The organism is Pseudomonas anguilliseptica, from assembly GCF_900105355.1.
GTDB classification, from domain to species: domain Bacteria; phylum Pseudomonadota; class Gammaproteobacteria; order Pseudomonadales; family Pseudomonadaceae; genus Aquipseudomonas; species Aquipseudomonas anguilliseptica.
In genome coordinates, this window is sequence record NZ_FNSC01000001.1 from 1,394,796 (window position 1) to 1,416,321 (window position 21,526).

20 protein-coding genes are annotated in these 21,526 nt (G+C 59.2%); 4 read left to right on the forward strand and 16 right to left on the reverse strand.

The genetic code is table 11. The features are described 5' to 3' along the window. Window positions 1-33: 33 nt before the first annotated feature. The 7 genes from BLW24_RS06845 to BLW24_RS26400 all read right to left on the reverse strand — a co-directional run bounded on the left by BLW24_RS06845 (window position 34) and on the right by BLW24_RS26400 (window position 7,466). Complete coding sequence (locus BLW24_RS06845; protein ID WP_090378371.1) at window positions 34-2,022, reverse strand: ATP-binding protein; 1,989 nt, start codon at window positions 2,020-2,022, stop codon at window positions 34-36. A 426-nt stretch (window positions 2,023-2,448) separates the two neighbouring features. Beyond that, window positions 2,449-3,114 carry a YecA/YgfB family protein gene (locus BLW24_RS06850; RefSeq protein WP_090378373.1) on the reverse strand — a complete coding sequence of 222 codons (666 nt, stop codon included), beginning with the start codon at window positions 3,112-3,114 and terminating at the stop codon, window positions 2,449-2,451. A gap of 246 nt (window positions 3,115-3,360) precedes the next feature. Next, on the reverse strand, window positions 3,361-4,626 hold the full coding sequence (locus BLW24_RS06855; protein ID WP_090378376.1) for a restriction endonuclease subunit S: 1,266 nt from the start codon (window positions 4,624-4,626) through the stop codon (window positions 3,361-3,363). Further along, on the reverse strand, window positions 4,616-6,130 hold the full coding sequence (locus BLW24_RS06860) for a type I restriction-modification system subunit M (RefSeq protein WP_090378379.1): 1,515 nt from the start codon (window positions 6,128-6,130) through the stop codon (window positions 4,616-4,618). Before BLW24_RS06860 ends, BLW24_RS06855 begins: the two co-directional genes overlap by 11 nt. 19 nt (window positions 6,131-6,149) lie before the next feature. Next, a complete protein-coding gene (locus BLW24_RS06865; RefSeq protein ID WP_090378383.1) occupies window positions 6,150-6,503 on the reverse strand; it encodes a virulence RhuM family protein in 354 nt (117 codons plus the stop codon). A gap of 229 nt (window positions 6,504-6,732) precedes the next feature. Beyond that, window positions 6,733-7,092 carry an NYN domain-containing protein gene (locus BLW24_RS26395; RefSeq protein WP_244161095.1) on the reverse strand — a complete coding sequence of 120 codons (360 nt, stop codon included), beginning with the start codon at window positions 7,090-7,092 and terminating at the stop codon, window positions 6,733-6,735. A gap of 140 nt (window positions 7,093-7,232) precedes the next feature. Next, entirely contained in the window at window positions 7,233-7,466 is a 234-nt protein-coding gene (locus tag BLW24_RS26400) for a hypothetical protein (RefSeq protein WP_244161096.1), read from the reverse strand. Window positions 7,467-7,809: 343 nt separating this feature from the next. Between BLW24_RS26400 and BLW24_RS06875 the strand changes: the two genes are divergently transcribed. Further along, the gene (locus tag BLW24_RS06875; protein ID WP_090375570.1) at window positions 7,810-8,790 is read left to right on the forward strand and encodes an IS5 family transposase; all 981 of its coding nucleotides are present in this window, start codon (window positions 7,810-7,812) and stop codon (window positions 8,788-8,790) included. Window positions 8,791-9,118: 328 nt separating this feature from the next. Here the strand turns inward: BLW24_RS06875 and BLW24_RS25885 are convergent, their stop codons facing one another. Next, on the reverse strand, window positions 9,119-10,429 hold the full coding sequence (locus BLW24_RS25885) for an N-6 DNA methylase (RefSeq protein ID WP_167360336.1): 1,311 nt from the start codon (window positions 10,427-10,429) through the stop codon (window positions 9,119-9,121). 28 nt (window positions 10,430-10,457) lie between these two features. Between BLW24_RS25885 and BLW24_RS06885 the strand changes: the two genes are divergently transcribed. Next, complete coding sequence (locus BLW24_RS06885; protein WP_090375993.1) at window positions 10,458-11,486, forward strand: IS30 family transposase; 1,029 nt, start codon at window positions 10,458-10,460, stop codon at window positions 11,484-11,486. On the opposite strand, the gene BLW24_RS06890 is transcribed toward BLW24_RS06885, so the two are convergent. Next, window positions 11,452-11,847, reverse strand: a complete 396-nt coding sequence (locus BLW24_RS06890; RefSeq protein ID WP_167360337.1) for a type I restriction-modification system subunit M N-terminal domain-containing protein — start codon at window positions 11,845-11,847, stop codon at window positions 11,452-11,454. The genes BLW24_RS06885 and BLW24_RS06890 overlap by 35 nt on opposite strands. A gap of 278 nt (window positions 11,848-12,125) precedes the next feature. Between BLW24_RS06890 and tnpB the strand changes: the two genes are divergently transcribed. Together tnpB and tnpC are read left to right on the forward strand one after the other, a co-directional pair. Then, window positions 12,126-12,521, forward strand: coding sequence for an IS66 family insertion sequence element accessory protein TnpB (gene tnpB, locus BLW24_RS06895; RefSeq protein ID WP_244161054.1), 396 nt, complete (start codon window positions 12,126-12,128; stop codon window positions 12,519-12,521). 18 nt (window positions 12,522-12,539) lie between these two features. Next, a complete protein-coding gene (tnpC, locus tag BLW24_RS06900) occupies window positions 12,540-14,096 on the forward strand; it encodes an IS66 family transposase (protein ID WP_090378389.1) in 1,557 nt (518 codons plus the stop codon). On the opposite strand, the gene BLW24_RS06905 is transcribed toward tnpC, so the two are convergent. The 7 genes from BLW24_RS06905 to BLW24_RS06935 all read right to left on the reverse strand — a co-directional run bounded on the left by BLW24_RS06905 (window position 14,048) and on the right by BLW24_RS06935 (window position 21,395). Further along, window positions 14,048-14,353 (reverse strand): hypothetical protein, encoded by a 306-nt coding sequence (locus tag BLW24_RS06905; RefSeq protein ID WP_090378392.1) that lies wholly within the window; start codon window positions 14,351-14,353, stop codon window positions 14,048-14,050. The two genes, tnpC and BLW24_RS06905, sit on opposite strands and share 49 nt — an antisense overlap. Before the next feature lie 149 nt (window positions 14,354-14,502). Next, the gene (locus BLW24_RS06910) at window positions 14,503-15,759 is read right to left on the reverse strand and encodes an MFS transporter (protein WP_090378395.1); all 1,257 of its coding nucleotides are present in this window, start codon (window positions 15,757-15,759) and stop codon (window positions 14,503-14,505) included. Between the two features lie 66 nt (window positions 15,760-15,825). Further along, a complete protein-coding gene (locus BLW24_RS06915) occupies window positions 15,826-16,233 on the reverse strand; it encodes a YbaN family protein (protein WP_244161097.1) in 408 nt (135 codons plus the stop codon). Further along, the gene (locus BLW24_RS06920) at window positions 16,226-16,819 is read right to left on the reverse strand and encodes a biliverdin-producing heme oxygenase (RefSeq protein ID WP_090387644.1); all 594 of its coding nucleotides are present in this window, start codon (window positions 16,817-16,819) and stop codon (window positions 16,226-16,228) included. Before BLW24_RS06920 ends, BLW24_RS06915 begins: the two co-directional genes overlap by 8 nt. 85 nt (window positions 16,820-16,904) lie before the next feature. After that, window positions 16,905-18,272, reverse strand: a complete 1,368-nt coding sequence (locus BLW24_RS06925) for a TolC family outer membrane protein (protein WP_090378402.1) — start codon at window positions 18,270-18,272, stop codon at window positions 16,905-16,907. A gap of 2 nt (window positions 18,273-18,274) precedes the next feature. Then, window positions 18,275-19,636, reverse strand: coding sequence for an HlyD family type I secretion periplasmic adaptor subunit (locus tag BLW24_RS06930; protein ID WP_090378405.1), 1,362 nt, complete (start codon window positions 19,634-19,636; stop codon window positions 18,275-18,277). After that, window positions 19,620-21,395 (reverse strand): type I secretion system permease/ATPase, encoded by a 1,776-nt coding sequence (locus BLW24_RS06935; protein ID WP_090378408.1) that lies wholly within the window; start codon window positions 21,393-21,395, stop codon window positions 19,620-19,622. The genes BLW24_RS06930 and BLW24_RS06935 overlap by 17 nt, the downstream gene beginning before the upstream one ends. Window positions 21,396-21,526: the final 131 nt, after the last annotated feature.

Genomic DNA, 21,526 nt, shown 5'->3' on the forward strand with positions numbered 1-21,526 from the left:
CTTCCTGAAACTTGGGGCAGGCAACGGCAGTGGTCACAGCACTATTCCTTGTTCGGCCAACCATAGGCGACCGGCAGCACTGGTCACATAGGCTTGTTGCGGATGATTGATTACTTCGGGGTGCAGGTATTCCAGCAGGCCTTGCTGCTCGCGCAGCGGGTTCAAATGGCCTGTCTTCAGCGCCACCACCTGGCGATTCAACTGCCGGGCCAGTTGCTCAGCATTCTGCGGGCGCAGGCTGCATAGCCACAGAATCAACGGCCAGAGTGTGTGCCTGCGCGCCTTGGGCGAAAGCGCCGCCAGCGCCATGCGCAATGGCTCTGGCAGGTCACCTGTATTGGCGCCGAGGTCACTCGTATTTGCGTCGAGGTCACTCGTATTTGCCCTGAGGTCACTCGTATTTGCGTCGAGGTCACTCGTATTTGCGTCGAGGTCACTCGTATTTGCCCTGAGGTCACTCGTATTTGCGTCGAGCTTGCTGCCATCCGGGCCTTCTGCCGGGAACAGCGGCAGGCCCGGCAACTCCGCCAGTTGGTAGTAGGTTGCCGGCCCCGCGCCGCCTTTCACCAGCAGGCCGCGTTGATGGTGCAGTCGGCCCAATAGCTGGCTGGCAGCCAGCGTATCCAAGTCGCTGATGGCCCGCAGCGCGGCGTTGTCCACCGCGCCGGTTTCTGCCGCCAGGATCAGTGCCTTGGCTTCGTCGCCACTCAGTTGCAGATGGCTGAATTGCTGCAGCCAGCGCAGTTGTGCTTCACCCAGTAACTGGTGCAGCAGGTAGATGGCGGTGAACTGGTTTTCCAGCTGATGGCTGCTGAACACTGGCGCGGTTAGCCCCAACTCTTGCAGCAGGCGGCGCATGGTGCGAATGCCAGTGCCTTTGGTCTCGGCAAAGTCCAAGTCATACAGCACGCCGGCAATGATCGGGTTGCGCAGCAGCGAACCCATTTCGCCAAGCAGGGCGGTGGGCTTGAGCGAATAGCCGGCATTGCGGATTTCCAGGCGATTGCTGTAACGCACCACCAGGGTCGGCTGGTTGACCTGATAGTCGCGGTGCATCAGGGCATTGACCACCGCCTCGCGGATCACCTTCTGCGGCAGCAAGGGTTGATCGGAACGCTGGGTCTCGCCTTCACGCAGGCGAAAATGCCGGGGCATATCGTCCAGAATGGTCGCCTCCAGGCGGACGATCAGGCGCAGCAGTGGCTCGCGAAAATCCTGGGTGGTGGCGAAGCGTTGCTCGGGGTTTTCGACCCATTGCGTGCCCTGGATACGCACATAATCGACCCGCACGGCCGGCAGCAGGCGGCGCAGCGCCAGCGGCTTGCCCAGTAACAACAACCCCGCCACATTCGGCCGCCAGCGCCCGTCGAGGTGTTTGACCAGGTTGAGCGCGCGCAGCATCTCCTCGTCGCCGGCCAGCAACTCCTCGGCTTGGGGACGCACGCGGGCGCGCAATTGCCGATAGAGGGCAATGACCCCGCTGTCGAGGTCGTCCCACTCGGCATCCGGCAAAATGACCTGCTCAAAGCTCAGGCCAGACTTGGCCAGTAGCAGGGGCTCCAGTTCCTGCTGCGAACACTCGTAATCGCCATTCAGCCCGCGCCGCCAGACGCCGGTCTTGCGTTTGTGCTTGCTGTCGAACTTGCCCTTGAACACGCACGGCTTGGCCGCGGCATCCAGCTCCGGCACATACAGCGCCACCAATCGCTGGCCATCGACCAGCGCCGTTTGGCTGTGCACCGGGATCGCTGTTTCGAATTGTTCGCGGCAGTTGCCCTGAATCTCGTTGAGCAACTTGTCTACATCAGTCACGCCTTGCGGCCAGAACTCCGCATGCTGCTCGTCCGGCTCGCACACCCCGAGCAGCAGGTAGCCGCCGCCCAGCCCCGGCTCATTGGCGAAGGCACAGATGCTTTGCATCACTGAACTGCCCATCTGCGAAGCGCGCTTGGCTTCGATGCGCGGGTGTTCGTCGAGGGCGCGCAACTCGTTCAGTAAGGATTCGACGGATTGCATCAGCATGAGACGCCTCCAACGCTGGGTGCGTGGGCGAAGGCACTGTTGGTTGGCGGAGCGCTGGCGAGCGGCATGGAGCTTCCTTGCGTGGGCATGGGCAGACGATACCAGAGGCCGCCAGTCAGGCCGAGTGTGGCGGTGTTGCCGCTATTGCCGTGGTAGCCCGGATGTAATCCGGGGTGCTTCACGCGTGCGGTCCCGGATTGCATCCGGGCTACGGGCTGCTGAGGCTTTTGTGGGAGGGGCTTTAGAAATTGTAGGGTGGGTTAGCGGCGCAGGGCAGGGTTGTGGGTAGCGCTGCAGACGTTGGACGCCGCGTAACCCACCGTTGCGATTTGCCGGTCAGCCGCCATGGTGGGTTACGGCGCGCTTGGGTTTTGCGTTGTTTGCATAACCGTGGGCGCGCCTAACCCACCCTACGTTTGGCCGCGCTTAGTGCAGGCAGCACTGCTTGAATTTTTTGCCGCTGCCGCACGGGCAGGGGTCGTTGCGCCCGGCCTTGGGCGCTGCCTGCAGCGGAGTTTGTGCCGGGCTGGGCGATTGGCTGCGTTGTGCCAGCCAATACGCATGCAGGGCACGCACGGCGGGTTCGATGGCGGTGACCGATTGCTGGTGCTCAGCCTGGCTCATGTGCTCCAGCTGGGCGAAGTTGGCTTCGCTGCCATGCAGCTCGATGGCCGCCAGGTGCGTGGCCTCGCTTTCCGGCAGCGCCGGCCATTGGCCCAGGCTTACCCCGCGCATATAGCCGAAGCACCACTCCTCAACGATGGTCAGGGTTTCGCCTTGGTACTCGCGGGTGCTGAACAGCGCAGCGAACTCGGCCGGGTATTCCATCAGCATCAATACGCAGTTGTTGATGTGCTGGATCAGCAGGTTCATAAAGCGCTGCAGTTCGGCGTCCTTGGCGAATTTGGGCGTTACGCCGCCCCACAGCGCCGGCAGCCAGCGGCTGGGCGGCAGCACCTCGGGGCCGGAGATCAGCGCGGTGAAAAAGCCGTCCAGCTCGCTGGCGTCCAGAATCGAGTCATCGTTGCCGTACTTGAGCAGGATGCTCTCGACATAATCCAGTTCGGCATCGTTGAGCGGGTCGGTTTTCATACAGGGCTCTCGTGGTTCGGTTGCATCAGATTTTTCGTAGGGTGGATGGCGCTTCACCCATCCACCGTGGCGATTATAGGGTGGATGAAAACAGCGTCATCCACCGATGCAAGTTCAGGCCGCTGCTTCGGCGTTCGGCTTGACCCGACGTTGGCCGGTGAAGTTGTTGCGTAGGGTGGATGGCGCCTCACCCATCCACCGTGGCGATTATAGGGTGGATGAAAACAGCGTCATCCACCCTACGCGTTAGGCCGCTGTTTCGGCGTCCAGTTTGACCCGGCGCTGACCGGTGAGCAGTTGTTGCATCAGGGCTTTTTTCTCCAGCTTGAGCTTGGCCAGTTGCGCTTGCAGATTGGCGATTTCGGCGTCGGCTGTGGAGAGTACCTGGGCGATTTTTTGTTGTTCGGCCAGTGGTGGTAGTGGCACCTGAATTTTGCTGAATTCTTTCCAGCGCAGGCTTCCGCGTCGATCTACCGAGGCGCTGGTGGCCGCTGAGAATATTTGACGGTACTTGTCAGTTTTCAAGGTCCGATACAAGAAGTAGTCATCAACTGCGTCGGTCGTTCTGAATACGGTGTAAATCGGGCTGACGATGCCGGCTGGGTAAACATCCTGATAACCAATCGAACCTTCTTCGATATGGTTGGACGGGTAGGCGAAGTCGCCGAATTCAACGACCCGATATTTTGACGTGTCGTCGCTGTAAACCTTCTTTTTGAAGTATTTGAGCGAGTCCACAAGGCCGTCATATTTGGAGCATGACAGTACGGGTAAGTCGGCTTGTGTTGAGTTTGCTTTGGACTGCTGGTTGGCTATATCCGCGATAGGCACGTAGCTCCAGTCGCTTGGGATCGGACCGTGAAATGTGTGCTGGTAATCCTTGGACGTAACGAATTCGCTAAAGCGCTGTTGGCCGGTCAATAGCTGATTGGTGAGCATGTCTTTCTGCTGCTGGCTATTGGCAAGCAGACGCTCGGTGATAGCGATGGCTTTGTCCCAGGAGGAGAGGACTTGGGCGATCTTGGTTTGTTCGGCTATTGGTGGAATTAGGGCCGGAAGATTCAGAATTTGCTTTGCGGACAAGTTTGCTTGCTTTGTTCCTCCGGGAAATGAATAGAGGGCGCATAGCGTCAGCTCACTTCTTAAAAGGTTGAGCAAGAAAACAGGGTCTGCATCCTTCTTGGTTATGAATTTTATTACGCGCTGGTTGAGTAATGAGTCTGATGCGCCGTCGGGAATTTGTACGGTGAAACCGTAGTCGCGCTTGCCCATAGTTCCGGTCATAGACATCACCAAGTCACCTTCTTTGACGAGGAACTTGGAGTATTGGGTTTTGAATGAATCAGGCAGAAAAACTGGGCTTCTATCTAGATCAAGCTGGTTCTGGTAGAGATTACCCATGCGCAGTAATGGAATGCCCGATAGGACAAAATCTGTACTTTTAAAGGCGTAGCCCATAACCGTGTCGGATAAGTCTCCCAGCGTTCCTGACTGCCAACCCTTAGGCACCATAACCAAGCTCCCGCAAATACCCATCCATCTCCCGCTTTAACTCCACCAACTCCCGCTCCAGCCCTTCACGCTCAGCCTTGATCGCCAGCAGATCAATCTCGTCCTCGGCCTCAAAGGTGTCCACATAGCGCGGGATATTGAGGTTGTAGTCGTTATCGCGGATGGCCTGCAGACTCACCGGTTCGGCGTAGCGGCTTTGGTGCTGGCGGGCGCGGTAGGCGCTGACGATACGTTCCAACTGCTGCGGACCAAGCTGGTTCTGGTTTTTGCCGGCCATAAAGTCGCGGGAGGCGTCGATAAAGATCACGTCGTCGCTGCTCTTGGTTTTGCGGAACAGCAAAATCGCCGCCGGGATGCCGGTGCCGAAGAACAGTTTTTCCGGCAGGCCGATCACCGCGTCCAGCAGGTTTTCCTCAATCAGTGCCTGGCGGATTTTGCCTTCGCTGCCGCCGCGGAACAGCACGCCGTGGGGTACGACTACGCCCATGCGGCCTGTGCCGGGTTTTAGGGTTTCGATCATATGCAGGATAAAGGCGTAGTCGCCCTTGGTTTTCGGCGGGATGCCGCGCTGGAAGCGGCCGAACTTGTCGTGTTCGGCCTGTTCGATGCCCCATTTCTCCAGGGAGAAGGGCGGGTTGGCGGTGACCACGTCGAAGTGCATCAGGCCGCCGCTGGCGTCGAGCAGTTGCGGGTGGCGGATACTGTCGCCCCAGCGCAGGTCGTGGTTTTCTTCGCCGTGCAGAAACAGGTTCATTTTGGCCAGGGCCCAGGTGGCGCCGATGGATTCCTGGCCGAACAGGGCATAGTTGCGCGAGCCGGTTTTCTCCAGCACTTTGCGCCCGCACTTCATCAGCAGCGATGCCGAGCCGCAGGCCGGGTCGCAAATCTGCTCGCCGGGTTGCGGGTCGAGCAGTTCGGCCAGCAGGTCGCTGACCTGGGCTGGGGTGTAGAACTCGCCTGCGGTTTTGCCAGCGCCGGCGGCAAAGCGCGAAATCAGGAATTCGTAGGCGTTGCCGATGATGTCCTGGCTGCCGATGCGCGAGGGGCGCAGGTTCATGTCCGCCTGGGCGAAGTCTTCCAGCAGGTGGCGCAGCAGGTTGTTTTTGCTTTTTTCTTCGCCGAGCTTGTTGGCGTTAAAGCTGATGTCCTGGAACACGCCGCGCAGCTTGGCGCTGTTGGCGTCTTCGATGGCATGCAGGGCTTCGTCGATGCGCTCGCCGTTGCCGGGCAGGTGGCGCTGCTCGTGCAAGGCATAGAAGTTGGCCTTGGGCGGGAGCACAAAGCGCTCGGTCTTCATCATGGCGGCGATCAGCGCCGGCTCATTGCCGTACTTGGCCTGGTAGCCCTCGTAGTGGTCCTGCCAGACGTCGCTCAGGTACTTCAAGAACAGCATGGTCAGCACGTAGTTCTTGTAGTCGCTGGCATCCACGCTGCCACGGAAGGTGTCGCAGGACTTCCAGATGATGGCGTTGATTTCGTCCTGGCTGATGGGGCTATGGCTCATGGGCTTCTTCTTGGCTGAATCAGGGTTGACGGACGGCGAGTGCCGCATCGCACTGAGGGCTGCGGCTGATCTGGCGGCTGGCCACGGGCTGAACTGTCAAGGATTGCTTGATAGTTGCCGGGCTGGGTGCGCCTCGGTAGGGCGCGCTGCGGATAGGCAGGCTGATAAGCCGCTTGGCGAATGCCTGCTGGTTCGCCCAGACGCAGGCACGCAGTTGCAGCGTAAGCATGCCGTCGTCGGTGCTGTAGAGAATCAGATCATGCATGGCAGCGGGCGTCCCTGTTGGCTGACGGTGCTGAACATGGCGCAGGACGAGCGAGGTCGCCAGCTTTTTCTGCAGATTGCTTTCTGTAGAAAAAGAAAAGGCCCACATCGCTGTGAGCCTTTCTCTGTATTTGGTGCCGGGGACGGAATCATAAAATTTAACAAAGTGGCTATCTAGACTAGATCTTCGTGTGGTGTTGTTTGATCGTACCCCTATTCGTACCCCTAAAACAATATTTACCCCACTGCATAGTCGCATGCGCGATGCCTTTGTGAGGGGGAGTCGCTAAATCTGGGTGGTGTTGTACTCGCCGGAGTTTTTCTGCGCAGGGTAGCTCTCAGTCAGCAGTGCTGACGGTGCGACTAGCTCTAGGTTGAGGCTTTGGGCATGTCGAACGAAGGCCATCTATGTGCTCCATAAGACCGTCGGGGATGGTCTGCCACATTGGGTCAAGGATGAAATCTATTCCCTCGCGACGTGCCATTTTGGCGGCGGGGACAAAATCAGCGTCACCAGCAATGAGAACAATCTGGTCAACCTGCTTTTTGAAGGAGAGTGAAGCCACATCAACACCGATTCTCATATCGACACCCTTCTGTTTGGTGTCAATCCGAACATCATCGCCCGTCAGGTCAGAGATCTGGATCTGCCCTTTCAGGAGCATGGTGATTTTATCGGGCTTGATTGTCCACTTCACATCCTTGGAGAGATGGCCCAGTCGCAACGCTAGCTTGCGTTTACTGCGCAAGCGGTTGTGGAGCTCGGTTCTGAAAAGAGCTTCCTTAGACTTGGAAAAATCAACCAGTTGCCGAGTGATCGGATTGTGTTGCTTGTTTGCTAGCGGCGGGCAATCGTAAAAAAAGATTCTGTAAAGCTCGCGGCGGTGTGATTTTGTGCGGCTTTCAGGTCTGTTGCCGCCATTAGTTGCTGGTTTTGGCGAGGAGATGAGGTGGCGGTGGCCCAGCGGTGGATCAGGTCGGCAGCGCGCTCCGCGTTATAGGCATTGTTAGACTCTATCTGCCTGAAACGTTTGATGAAATAAGCACCATCTACAAGAATCGCTGTCGTCATCCTAAACTCCAGAATGCAAAACGCCCAAGGGTTCGGCACGTCCTGGATGTGTTGGACGGCGTACTGCCATGGGCGGGATGTGCGGAGATTAGTCGGGCATGACGGTCAGGTCAAGGCCTCGCAAACATTGGATAGGGCGGGACCTTGCGGTGTTTCTGGGCTAGCCCCCCCTGGCTATGTCGTGCACGCTTGCCTGTTTTGGTCGGCATTTGGGGCGTCAGGTTGTGTCGGCGCCCTCCATGCTTTCTGGTTGGACTGACGAAAAAGTGTGCGGCTAGGGAAACTCTGAAGAAGACTTCCTGATTTTGGCAAAATACCCGGATTCCACCCGTCGAGTTTTCCGATGAAGCAGATGACCTTCGCCGACGCCGAGTACGCAGGCAAGCGCAAGCAGACCCGCAAAGAGTTGTTCCTGATCGAGATGGATCGAGTAGTGCCGTGGGAAGGATTGGTCACCCTGATCGATCCGCACTACCCGAAGGGCGAAGGTGGCAGGCCCGCCTATGCGCTGATGGCGATGCTGCGTGTGCATCTGATGCAAAACTGGTTCGGTTACAGCGATCCGGCGATGGAGGAAACGCTGTACGAGACCACCATCCTGCGCCAGTTCGCCGGCTTAAGCCTGGAGCGCATTCCCGATGAAACCACCATCCTCAACTTCCGTCGCTTGCTGGAGAAACACGAGCTGGCTGCAGGCATCTTGGCCGTGATTAACGGCTACCTGGGCGACCGTGGTCTGTCACTGCGCCAGGGCACCATCGTCGATGCCACGTTGATCAATGCGCCGAGTTCGACCAAGAACAAGGACCGTAAGCGCGATCCGGAAATGCACCAAACAAAGAAGGGCAACCAGTACTACTTCGGCATGAAGGCGCACATCGGCGTGGATGACGAGTCGGGTCTGGTGCACAGCGTAGTAGGCACGGCAGCCAACGTGGCGGATGTCACCCAGGTAGACAAACTGCTGCACGGCGACGAAAACGTGGTGTGTACTGACGCAGGTTACACCGGTGTCGAAAAGCGTCCGGAGCATGAAGGTCGGAAGGTAATCTGGCAGGTGGCGGCACGCCGCAGCACCTACAGGAAGCTCGATAAGCGCAGCGGGTTATACAAAGCCAAGCGCAAGATCGAGAAGGCCAAAGCCCAAGTGCGCGCCAAGGTCGAGCATCCGTTTCGCGTGATCAAGCGCCAGTTCGGTTATGTGAAGACGCGCTTCCGTGGCCTGGCCAAAAACACCGCACAACTGGTAACGCTGTTCGCCCTGTCGAACCTGTGGATGGCCCGTCGACATTTGCTGACGAATGCAGGAGAGGTGCGCCTGTAATGTGGGAAATGACCGCTGCGAGGTGCTCGCGGCGGCCAGAAACACCGAAATGAGCGGATGACTTGATCGTTTTTGATCAGTTTTCCGCTTTCAAAATCAGCGGAGGCTGAAGTTGACCGGAAATACAGGGCTACTTCAGACCATCCCTAGAGGCTGGGTGCTAGTGCACTTATGGCTCCAGGTCTCAAAATGTCAGCGCCAGTCCGTACCAGTTAGCAGCTGCCGAAGCTTAGTTGCAAGCATCAGCTGCCAAGTCTTGTTGAGTAAGGTTGTATTGGTTTCGATTAAAATAGACAGCATGATTTTAATTGGCCTGTCATGAGTATTATCATTCACTGGCTTGGCAGTTAAGCCATTTTATATGGGCGCTTGTTCCATCAAGTCCTGGGTAGATGGTGCCCCGGTGAATGCCGTAGCGATAGAGCTGCTGCTTCAGTTTTTTTCTTATCTTGCTGGGGATCACGATTTTATAAATGTGTTCAGACGTAAAGCCTTGTGTAACGTTTTGGTGGATCGTGAACAATCCGCTTTGTGCAATAATTCTGGGTGTTAGATGTGCTGGTGTATAACGAAGAACTGGCTGATCGCTTGGGAAAAGTAGGGGGTTAGCGTACTCGCTAAGCTCCAAATTAACTGGTGGCTGATCATCTATGTAGATGTATACCGCTGAGTCACAGTTGCAATCCTCTTCTACTGCAAAATATAAGGCTATGAGAGGGTTGACTGTCCAATCCAAGAGGCGAGTTGGCAAGCCATGATGCTGAGCGAGTGCTAGCCACTCCCAATCATTTCTTGGTGTGAAATTTAGATGTGGCAGCGCCTGTTCTTTGAATTGCTTGAAGATGGTTTCTTCAGCTTGTTCAATTTTTGTGCTGTCTATTGGTAGGCGCCCAATAGATGGGGTTATTTCGAATCTGGAGTCTTTTACTCCACGAAATACTACATTATCGCCCAAGTGTCTTTCGACTAGGTTGTGAAAATCCACAAAGCTTTGAATGGTCTCTTTTCGGTATTCGTCAACATATAGTTGTATATTAAGGTTGAAGTTATTTTTGCGAATGCTGTCTAAGGCTACTACTTCTGAGTAAAGCTCGATGCTTTTGCGTTCTATTGTCGTGGCTAAAATATTTTCTAGGTCTTGATCGCGAAAGTAGTTGTACCAGCGCTCTTTTCCATATTGGTTGCTGGCGTCAATAAAAAGAATGTTGTCAGCTTGCTGTCGTTGCTTCTTGAAAATAAGAATGCATGCTGGAATTGCTGTGCCATAAAAAAGGTTTGGTGGGAGGCCTATTACAGTGTCTAGGCAGTTCAATTCTTGTATTAGATATTTGCGGATTTTTTGTTCTGAGTTTCCACGAAATAGCACTCCGAGAGGCAGTACAACTGCCATTATGCCGTCATCTGCAAGCTGTCGAAGCATGTGCTGTACAAAAGCAAAATCAGCTTTTGATCGTGTCGGTTCTGGGCCGTAATCGTGGAGCGGCGTTTTTTTGCTGTATGAGCGGGAGGGCTCCCAGCTTGCGCCAAATGGCGGGACAGAAAGCACTACTTCGAAGCGTTGGTCTAAGTGCTTGGGGTCTTCCAGAACATTTCCTAGTTGTAGATTTACGAGGGCGGCGGCAAAAACTGAGTGCAACACCTGATCTTTCCGATACGGTGCTGCCCCTATGTCTTATTCCGAACTCAGCGTTGAAGAGCGCGCCACTATTCAAATCGGTCATGCCCAAGGCTTTAGCCTGCGCAAGATTGCCCACCTGATCAACCGATCCCCCTCGACTATCAGTCGCGAGTTGCGCCGTAATCGAGAGGTCTGCGGTCGTTACTCGGCCCGTGCGGCGCAGCAGCAGATGAGAGCCCGGCGCCAAGTCTGCCGGCCCAAGCGAAAGCTGCTGCCCGGTAGTGAACGCTTCGAGTTGGTGACCCATATGCTGCGTGAGCGTTTGTCTCCCGAGCAGATTGCCGGCAAGCTGCGCAGCATGAACATACCCAGCCTCAGAGATGCCTACGTCTGTCGCGAGACGATCTATACCGCGATCTATGCCTTGCCGGTCGGCGAGCTGCGCAAGGAGCTGATTATCTGCCTGCGCCAAAGCAAGACGACGCGCAGGCCGCGCTCTGGCGGCGTGGATCGACGTGGCCAGCTCCCGGAGCTGGTCAGTATTCACGTGCGCCCGCCGGAGATTGAAGACCGCCTGATGCCGGGCCACTGGGAGGGCGACCTTATCAAGGGCAAGGCCAACGCCTCGTCGGTCGGCACCTTGGTAGAACGCACCAGTGGCTACCTGATGCTGATCAAGATGAACGATGCGACGGCGACCTCGGCGATGGAAGGTTTCAGCGCCGCACTCAATCGTATGCCGCTGGCGATGCGTAAGAGCATGACCTACGACCAGGGCCGGGAGATGGCGCGGCACGCCGAGATCACCCAGAGAACCGGCATAGCGATCTACTTCTGCGACCCACACAGCCCCTGGCAGCGCGGCAGCAACGAAAACATCAACGGCCTCATTCGCCAGTACCTGCCCAAGGGCACAGACTTGTCGGGACACAGCCAAGAACAGTTGGATGCCATTGCACTGCAACTGAATATGCGGCCGCGTAAGCGCTTCGACTTCAAGTGCCCGATCGAAGTCATGAGCGAAGTAATGCAAGAAGCCATGGCTATGCGGCATGATGCGCCAGCGTCAATTCAATAACCGTGTTGCACTCAGCTCCTGCAACCGCCACCTCTTGGAGATATTTATCTTCAACTAGGAGGCGTGAGTGCCTGTCTACTAATATCCCTTCTAACTGAGGGTTTGCAGTTTCGATTGCTATTAGTGCGGGTTCTAGTTTTTGGCTTATGTCGTATCTTGTGGTTAGTATTTCGTACCAAGAGCAGTTTATAGGTATTGTGTAGCGGTGCGGATTTTCAAGACCTGTGAAGGCGTTTTTTGCTATCTCGTCATGGTATGTGTCTGATATTCTTTTAAATATAATTATGGGGAGTAAGATGTTTTTGTAGTCGACGTGGGGCATGGCGCTGCGTAGTATTTTTGCGCAGCGAATGAGTGCCATGTTTATGGCTGTCGAACGGTCGTCGAACGACTCGCTATGAGTCATTATGGTCTTCCTCTAATTTCTGCTGAGTTCAGACTGGGGGCTGAGTTTTTAAAGCAGATGCTGTGGGCGCGCAGTGCCTCATAAAGCCGCGCCGGCCCCAGCAGCAGATTGATCACCTCGCGCTGGATTTGCTCTGAGTTCAGAGCCTGTAAACTCAGATTGCTCTGTGCCGAATGGCTGTCGATCGTAAGCGCTCCATAAACCTCATCTACAAATGATCCGCAGGCCAGCCAATGCTGAGCTCCAATTTCTTTCTGGAGCCAGCCGTCATGATGCGCCCCGACGCCAAAGTCGAAAAAGTCTATCTATACCCCAAGCCGGTGGATTTCCGAAAATCCATCGATGGCCTGGCCGCCCTGGTCGAGCTGGATATCAAGGTGGCGGTGTTCGACCCGGTGCTGTTCGTCTTCCTCAACCGCGCGCGCAGCCGGGTGAAGATTTTGTATTGGGAGCGCAACGGCTTTTGCCTGTGGCTCAAGCGATTGGAGGCTGAACGCTTCAAGTCGCATCCGGAACCTGGCGAAGATGCGATCGTGCTGACGGCCCAGGAGTTGAACTGGTTGTTGGACGGTATCGACCTGTGGCGCAACCGGCCGCACCAGGTTTTGACCCCTAGGTTCGTCACCTGAGCCGGTATAATCCACGGCATGATTTCTGTGCCCGAAACCCTTCCTGATGACCCCGCCGCGCTCAAGCAATTGCTCGCTGAGGTGTTGTCGTCGGCGCAGGAATTGGCCAAGGACAAGGATGGGCAGATCGAGCGCCTGCGCGAACAAAACGCGCTGTTGATCCAGCGCCTGTTCGGCCGTAAATCCGAGCAGAGCAGCGACCCGGATTCACCGCAGCTAGAGATGTTCAACGAAGCGGAAAGCCTGGCCGAAGCGGCGGCTGAAGCTCCGGCCGCTGAGGTCGAGGAAGAAGTCGTTGCGCCGACCAAGCGCCGCGGCAAGCGCAAGCCGTTACCGGCCGAACTACCGCGTGTCGAGGTCATCCACGAACTGCCCGAACACGAACTGACCTGCGAATGCGGTTGCCGCAAGCAGGCCATCGGCGAAGAAACCAGCGAGCAGCTGGAAATCATCCCGATGCAGGTTCAGGTGATCCGCCACATTCGCAAGACCTATGCCTGCAAGGCCTGCGAAAGCGCGCCGGTCACCGCTGACAAACCGGCCCAACTGATCGAGAAAAGGCTGGCCAGCCCGAGCGTGCTGGCGATGCTGCTGACCAGCAAATACGCCGACGGCATCCCACTGTATCGCTTCGAAAAGATGCTCAGTCGCCATGGCATCGACATCCCCCGGCAGACCCTGGCGCGCTGGGTGATCCAGTGCGGCGAACTGCTACAACCGTTGCTCAACCTGATGCGCGACAGGCTGCTGGACAGTCCGGTGATCCACTGCGATGAAACCCGCGTGCAGGTGCTCAAGGAGCCTGGGCGCGATCCGAGCAGCCACTCCTGGATGTGGGTGCAGACCGGTGGCCCGCCTGGCAAACCGGTGATCCTCTTCGACTACACAACCAGCCGCGCGCAGGAGGTGCCGCTGCGCCTGCTCGACGGTTATCGCGGCTACCTGATGACCGACGATTACGCCGGCTACAACGCCGTGGCCGCACAACAAGGTGTTGAGCGCCTGGCCTGCTGGGCGCATGCGCGGCGCAAGTTCGTCGAAGCGCAAAAGGTGCAACCGAAGGGCAAAACCGGGCGTGCCGACATCGCGTTGGGGATGATCAACAAGCTCTACGGCATCGAGCGCGAACTTAAGGATGCCAGCGATGAACAGCGCTACCGGGGCCGCCAGCAGCACAGCCTACCGCTCCTCGATCAGCTCAAGACCTGGCTGGAGAAAACCCAGCCGCAGGTCACGGCGCAGAATGCCCTGGGCAAAGCAGTGAACTACCTGGCGAGCAACTGGAGCCGACTCGAACGCTACATCGAGGCTGGCCACCTGCCGATCGATAACAACGCTGCCGAGCGCGCGATCCGGCCCTTCGTCATAGGTCGCAAGAACTGGCTGTTGAGCGACACGCCGAAAGGCGCGACCGCCAGCGCCCAACTCTACAGCCTGGTGGAAACCGCCAAGACCAATGGCCAGGAGCCCTACGCCTGGCTGCGCCATGTCCTCGAACGCCTGCCGCTGGCCAACAGCGTTGAAGCCTACGAAGCGCTGCTGCCTTGGAACTGCCAACCAACGACGCCACTGTAAAACGCAAAACCTCTCCAGAGGGAGGTGGGGTCTATGGAGCGCTTACGGTCGAGGTGGGTGGTCACCTTGGCGGCAAACTCGATGGGCATGGCCATGATCAGCTCACGCAATTGCCCCGGCGGCATATGCGGCGCCAACAGCGCGGCCTTCTCCGCGCCCAGTTGCTGCACCAGCCCCAGCTTGACGCTCAACGGGGCCATGGCCTGGGACGCCAACAGCAGGCGCAGGCCGACACTCAGGCTCGCGGGTTTGCGCATACGCACCTCTATTCAATCCGGACGGGCCCGCAGGATTGCCCGCGCGCAGCACAAAGGCAGCCATCTTTGATCCAGTTGAACGCCTGCCGGGCGAGCAGCGCCCGGCACAGGTGGGAATAGAGGAAACACCCCGGCGAAAAACCGGCGATTTATACCGCGCTGACCGCCGGCCGAGCGCCACGCCAGAAGTACAGCAGCACAATGGGCAGCGCCAGCAGCCCCAACACACCAGCACTGACAAACAGCGTGGCAAAGCCCAGCTGCTCGGCCAACCAGCCGCTGGTGGCACCCACCAGCCCGGCCAGCAGCAGCTGCACACTGGCCTGCAGGGTAAAGTCCGCGCCCTCATGCTCGGGCCGACACTGACGCATCATCACGGCGAACAGCGCCACCGTGGACATGCCATCGGCGGCCTGCTCAAACAACGCCACCAGATAGACCAGACCGATGCTGCCGCCGGGATTTACCAGCACAGCCATGGCCGCGATCCCGCACGCCTGCAACAGACCGAACAGCAGCAACGCGCGCAACGCGCCGATACGCGCATACAACAGGCCGCCGAGAAACGCCCCGGCGATCCCGGCCAGGCTGCTGATCAGAGTCAGCTGACCCAGCTCGGCATTGCTCCAGCCCTGATCCACCAGCATCGGTTTGATCATCGGCGAACCCAGCGCATCACCCAGCTTGAAGCTCAGCAGCACCGCCAGCCAGAACAGCATGCCGGGCTGCAGCAGCAGGCCGCGGTAATGCCGCAGCAACAGCCCAGGCCCGGCCGGCTCCGCCTGCGCTGGCTGGAACGGCAGCTCACGCCGCTCGTTAAAGCGCCAGATCGGCAGCGTCATCAGCACCAGCAGCCCCGCTACCAGTGCCACACTCAGGTTCCAGCCCAGCGCATCCATCGCCAGCAGCAAACCACTGCCGCTGACCAGCATGCCGACCTTGTAACCGCCCACCTGCAGACTGTTGCCCAGTCCGCGCCAGCGCTCGGGCAGCAAGCGTACGGCCAGGCCATCAGTGGCAATGTCCTGAGTCGAGGCTGCCAGATTGACCAGCAGTAACAGGCCAATCAGCAAGAAAAAATGACTGTCGAACAACCGCTCGGGACTCATCAGCGCCAGCGTCGCAATCACCGTAATGACGCCAAGCTGCAACGGCAGAATCCAACCGCGGTGATGACCCAAGCGCGGCGAAGCCAGCCGATCCACCCAGGGCGCCCAGAGCACCTTGAGCAACCAGGGCAAGGCCAACAACTTGAGCAAGCCGATCAGCGCCAGATCAACGCCGTGCTGACGCAGCAACACCGGCAGCGAATGGGCCAACAGTCCCGAGGGCAAACCCTGGGCGCAATACAGCGAGGCCAGCAACACCACAGTGGTTCTGGAAGGGCGAGCAGCGGGCAATAACATGGCAGGCTCTCGGGAAAAGAGCGCAAGCCTAGGCCGACTTGCCGACCCAGAGCAACGCCATTGCGTTTATTGATTGGGGGGCGTTTGCGTTTTTTCCGGACGTGACCAGATCCACAGCGCACCACAACCCATGCCCGTCGCAGCGAACACCACCGAGGGCCAGTGGTTGACCGTCAGCAGCAGAATGCTCAATGCCAACAGCATGCTCAGGCTGGCCACCCACTTGGTGCGCCGGGCGATTAGGCCGCCATTCTGCCAATCCCGCAACAGCGGGCCAAACAGACGGTGGCTCTCCAGCCAAGCTGCCAGGCGCGGTGAGCTGCGCGACGCCGCCCAGGCCGCCAACAGCACAAATTCGGTGGTAGGCAAACCGGGCAACAACACCCCGAGCATGGCCATGCCGATGCTCAGATAGGCGACCACCAGCCATAACCAGCGCTGCCAGGCGGGACGCTGGAGCAACACCTCAGGCAAAGCAACGCTCCAGGTGGTCAGTGAAGCGATTGAAGGCAGCAATCGCTGCAGCCTCGGCCTGTCGCTCCTGCTCGGCATCCAGCTCGACACCATCCAGCACGGAGATAAACGACTTCCAACCCTGAGCACGACCGCCCTCCGGTTCGCCCAGATGCCGTGCGCCGAACGCCTCACTCAATCCCAGTGCCGGCATGCGCTTGAGCAGAAAGGCGGCACCGAGCGTGGAACCTTCCGAAACGAACAACCAGGCCAGCGCTGCACCGACACCCATCTGCTGCGAACGGATGGTTTCATCCGTTTCGGGTACGGAACGGCCAAGATCAGCCAGATCCAACCTGGCCTGCTCAACACGGCAGCGCTGGGGCAGGTCGGCAATCAACTCGATCAGTTCGGGGTTGTTGTAGAGGTTCTCCAGATCACGCTGAAACAGGTACTGGGCGGCCACGAAACGGGCAAAACGCTCCGGGGTGGCGAACGGATCATGACTCTTCACCAGTGCATCCAGCCGGCTGTGCGGCTCATGGGTGATCTGATTGAAGCGCTGGGAACGCAGGGCGTGGCCGAGAGGCGAATTTACCGCAGTCATATGCATAGTCTCGAATGGTCTGAACAAAACGGACGACCATCGGGCCGTCACCATTAATAACGAATCAGCAGCCCGGATACCGTAATCAACCCTGCGCCGGGGCAACTCGCGCCGCTACCGGCGAGCGCGAAAAATGCAGCGCAAGCTGCTGCAGGTCATGCTCCTCCAGTACTCCGGCAAGCTGACGCAACTGCAGCCAGCTGCGCAGATAGGCATGCCGTGCTTCTGCCAGGTCACGGCGTGCGGTGTAGAAACCCTGCTCGGCATCCAGCACATCCAGGTTGACCCGCTCGCCGCCAGACACGCTGCGCCGGGTTGCCTCAATCAGACTGCGCGATGACGTTACTGCCAGCTGATAGGCACGGATCTTGGCCTGGCTGCTGGCACAGAGGTTGTACTGCCTGCGCAGCTCATTGAGCGTTGTTGCGCTCTGCGCATCCAGCTCATGGCTGGCCTGCTCCAACTGATAAGAAGCCTGGCGACGACCGGCAGAGGTTGCACCGCCGGTAAACAGCGGCAGGTTGAGCTGAATGCCGATGCTGTCCGTGTCATAGCGCTGGTTGTAGGCGCTTTCCGAATCGGAACGGGTCAGACGGCTGCTGGCCACCAAGCTGAGCGTCGGCAAATGGCCGGCGCGTGCTCGCTCGACCTGCTGTTCGGCCACCGTCATGGCATGCCGCTGGGCCGCCAGTTCAGCGTTACCCGCCAGGGCCAGATCACGCCAAGCTTCGAACGAGCGCGGCTGCAGCGGCTCGATCTGCACGTGCTCGGCCAGTGGCTGCAGATCGGCAAGCAACAGCGGCTCACCGACTATCGCCTGCAGCTCACGCAAGGCGGCGTCCAGGGCATCACTCACCTCAATCTCCTGAGCCAGGGCCAGATCATGACGGGCCTGGGTTTCCAGCAGATCGGTGCGAGTTCCCTCACCCCCTTCGAACAGCCGCCGGTTCAGTTGCAGACGCTCGGCGAAGGCACTGCGCTGCGCCCGCGCCAGGGCGATACGCCCGCCCGCCAGCAAGGCCTCGCTATAGGCCAGGAACAGACGTACCAGCAACGCCTGACTGCGCGCGCGAAAACGCTGATCGGCCAGCAGAGCACGGGCTTCACCCTGGCGGTATTCAGCCCAGGCGGCGTAGTCGAACAGCGGCTGCTGCAGGCTGAGCACGGAGGCATAACCGCGATAATCGCGCTGACTGCTGATATCGCCAAACTGGCTTTGCTGGGTCACCTGCGACTCGTTGCGCGAGTTGCTGTAGCTGTAATTCAACTTCGGCAATAGCGCCGCACGACCGAGGTTACGGTGCTCCTGGTCGGCCTGATGCTCCTTGATCGCCGCCTGGAACAGCGGGTCGTTACGCAGCGCCAGCGCATAGGCATCGGCCAGCTCCAGCGCCCGCAAAGGCAGGCTGAAACAGCACAGTAAGGCCAGCAGGGTGAATGCACGCAGCGGCATGCTCACTCCTCCACCATGGCCATGTGGCCACGATCCAGCAGGGGTTTGAACAGGTAGTTCAACAACGAGCGCTCACCGGTACGGACAAAGGCTTCCACTGGCATGCCGGGGCGCAAGACCAGCCCATCAAGCTGTCGCGTGCCTTCATCACTGACACGAGCGCGTACTTGGTAATAGGGCTGCCCGGTTTGCTCATCGAGCAGCCGATCAGCCGATACCAGGCTGACCTCGCCAGTGACCCGCGGTGTGCTGCTCTGGTTGAACGCGACGAACATCAGCTCGACCTCCAGTCCCGGCTTGAGCTGGTCCACCAGGCTTACCGGGGCTCGCGCATCAACCAGCAAGGGCCTGTCACGCGGGACGATCTCCATCAGTTGCTGGCCGGGGGCGATCACCCCTCCTTCGGTAAATACGCTTAAAGCCACAACAGTACCGCTGGTCGGCGCACGAATTTGGCTGTTGGCCAGGTCGAACTCGGCGCTGCGCAGGCGCTGCCCGAGGTCTTCAGCCTGTAGACGCATATCGCTCAGTTGCTGTGCCACCTCCTTGCGGTATTCCTCCTGGCGCTGACTACGACGCAGGTTGAGCTCCAGTGTCTGACGCTGTAACTGGCCAATACTGCCAATGCCCTCGGCAATTGCACTGTTCAGCTGGGCGTAAAGGCGTTCCTGCTCCAGCAGCCGGTTGCGTGGAATGTAACCATCACGAGCCAGTTCGCGCAGGCTGTGCAACTGCTGTTGCAGGCTGGCGCTCTGCTCCTGCTGGTGGCTCAGCGCCTGGCGCAACCCCTGCAGCCGCGCTTCGGCCCCGGCGACGTTCTGCGCCAGGGCATCCAACTCCATGCGCAGCGCTTGGCGACGGCTGTCCAGCAGGTGTCGCTGCAGCGTCAGGGCCGCCTCCACCCCGGGCTCACTGCGACGGGCGAACACGTCTTCAGCAAAGGCTATCTGCTGCGCGCCCTCCTGCTCGGCAGTGAGCCGCGCTTCACTGGCGCGGGCCGCCACATATTGCGCCAGTAGGGACTGCTGCTGGGCATAGGCCAGCGTTGCGTCAACCTGCACCAGTAACTGGCCAGCCTGTACCTGCTCGCCATCGCGCACCAGAATGCGCTCGATTACCCCGCCGCCGGGGTGCTGCACCGCCTGGCGATTGCCGGCCACCACCAGCGAGCCGGACAACGCCACCCCTTTGTCCAGTGGGGCCAGAGCGGCCCAGACCAGAAAACCACCAAACCCGAGCAACACCAGCCAGTGCCCGAGACGGGTGTGGCGACGCTCATCGAGATGACGAACCGACTCGGCCCCCCCTGGGAATGGGTTAGTGCACTGTGTAGAGCTATCTTGGCCATCAGCGTTGCGCCGTATCCAGTTGGTAGTTGAGACTGAAAGCCGTCACGGGCGCTCTAGCTACAGCAGTACGAGGGGTTGCCGCAGATTTCTTGCTGAGCGGCATGTCCTGCAAAACCCTGGCTGCCGGGCCAAACGCCAGGGCGCGGCCACCGCGCAGAATCAGCAACTGATCAGCAACCTCCAACAATGTGGGCTTGTGACTGACCAGCACCAGCGTGCGCTTGAGGCGTTTGAGCTGGGCGATGGCATCAAGCAGTGCCTGTTCACCCTCTTCATCCAGATTGGCATTGGGCTCATCCAGCACCACCAGCGCCGGCAGTCCATAGAGCGCGCGTGCCAGGCCAACGCGCTGCTTCTGCCCTCCGGAAAGGCCGGCACCACCCTCGCCTAGCACAGTGTCGTAGCCTTGCGGCAAGCGCAGGATCAATTCGTGCACGCCGGCCATACGCGCGGCGGCCACCACCTTTTCGGCGTCCACCTCGGCGAAACGCGCGATGTTCTCCGCCACGCTGCCGGCGAACAGCTGCACGTCCTGCGGCAGATAACCGATATGTGCGCCCAGCTGGGTGCGATCCCAACCCTGCAGATCCGCACCATCGAGCCGGACCTTGCCCAACTGCGGCACCCAGGCACCGACCAGCAAACGCGCCAGGCTGGACTTGCCCGAACCAGACGCCCCGACAATCCCCAATGTGTCGCCCGCCGGCAGGGTAAAGCCCAGCCCGCTCAACACCGGCTGACGGCTACCCGGGGCACAGGCACTGATGCCGTCCACCGCGAGCTGACCACGGGGCAGCGGCAAGGGCATGCCCACCGGCCGCTGTGGATGATTGCTGAGCAGCGCGCTGAGACGCTGGAACGCCAGGCGGGCCTCAGCCCAGTGTTTCCAGGCCCCGATCAGTTGATCCAGAGGAGCCAGCACCCGCCCCATCAGAATCGAGCCGGCGATCATCATGCCCGGACTGATCCGCTGCTCCAGCACCAGCCAGGCACCCAGCCCCAGCACCAACGACTGCAGCGCCACCCGGGCGATCTTGGCCGCCGCAGCGACCAGCGCCGTGCGTTCGCTGGCCTGCCCCTGCCGCCGCAGGAACTCACCGTGCCCGGCGAACCAGCGCTCGCGCAAAGCCCCAAGCATGCCCATGGACTCAATGACTTCGGCATTGCGCAACGTGCCGCTGGCCTGCTGGGCACAGCGGATAGATTGTCGGCTGGCTTCGGCCAGAGGCGCAGCAGACACCCGCTCATTCAGCCAGGCCAACGCCAGCAGCAGGATCGAGCCCGCCAGGGCGAACAGCCCCAACCAGGTGTCGAAGAGAAAGATCACCGCCAGGTAGATGGGAAACCAGGGCGCGTCGAACAGAGCGAACAATGACGGCCCGGTAACAAACTGGCGCAGCTGGGCAAGGTCGTTGAACGCCTGCCCGGTGGTCTGCTCACCACTCTTCAGGCTGGCCTCGAACGCCGCGTTGTAGACCCGCTGGTTGAGTTGCAGATCGAGTTGGCTGCCGATGCGAATCACCACCAGACTGCGGACGAACTCAAGCGATCCCATGAATACCAGCAACCCCAGCGTCATCAACGTGAGCATCAACAACGTCATACCGTTGCCGGAGGCCAGCACCCGATCGTAAACCTGCAGCATGTATAGCGCCGGGGCCAGCATCAGCAGATTCACCACGGCGGTGAATAGCCCTACGCTGCACAGGCTGGAGCGGAACAGAGCGAGCGCGGCAATGATTTCATTGCCCGGCCTGCGAGGTGGATGGCTCATTTACGACCTGCCTATGACTACCGCCTGGCGGCGGCGATTGACGCCCCCAGGGGCACCTTGCAAAATTTCTGACCGTCACGACCCGGCCTGCAAGCAAAGGCCGTGACGGTGTTGTTGTGGAGCGGATGCAA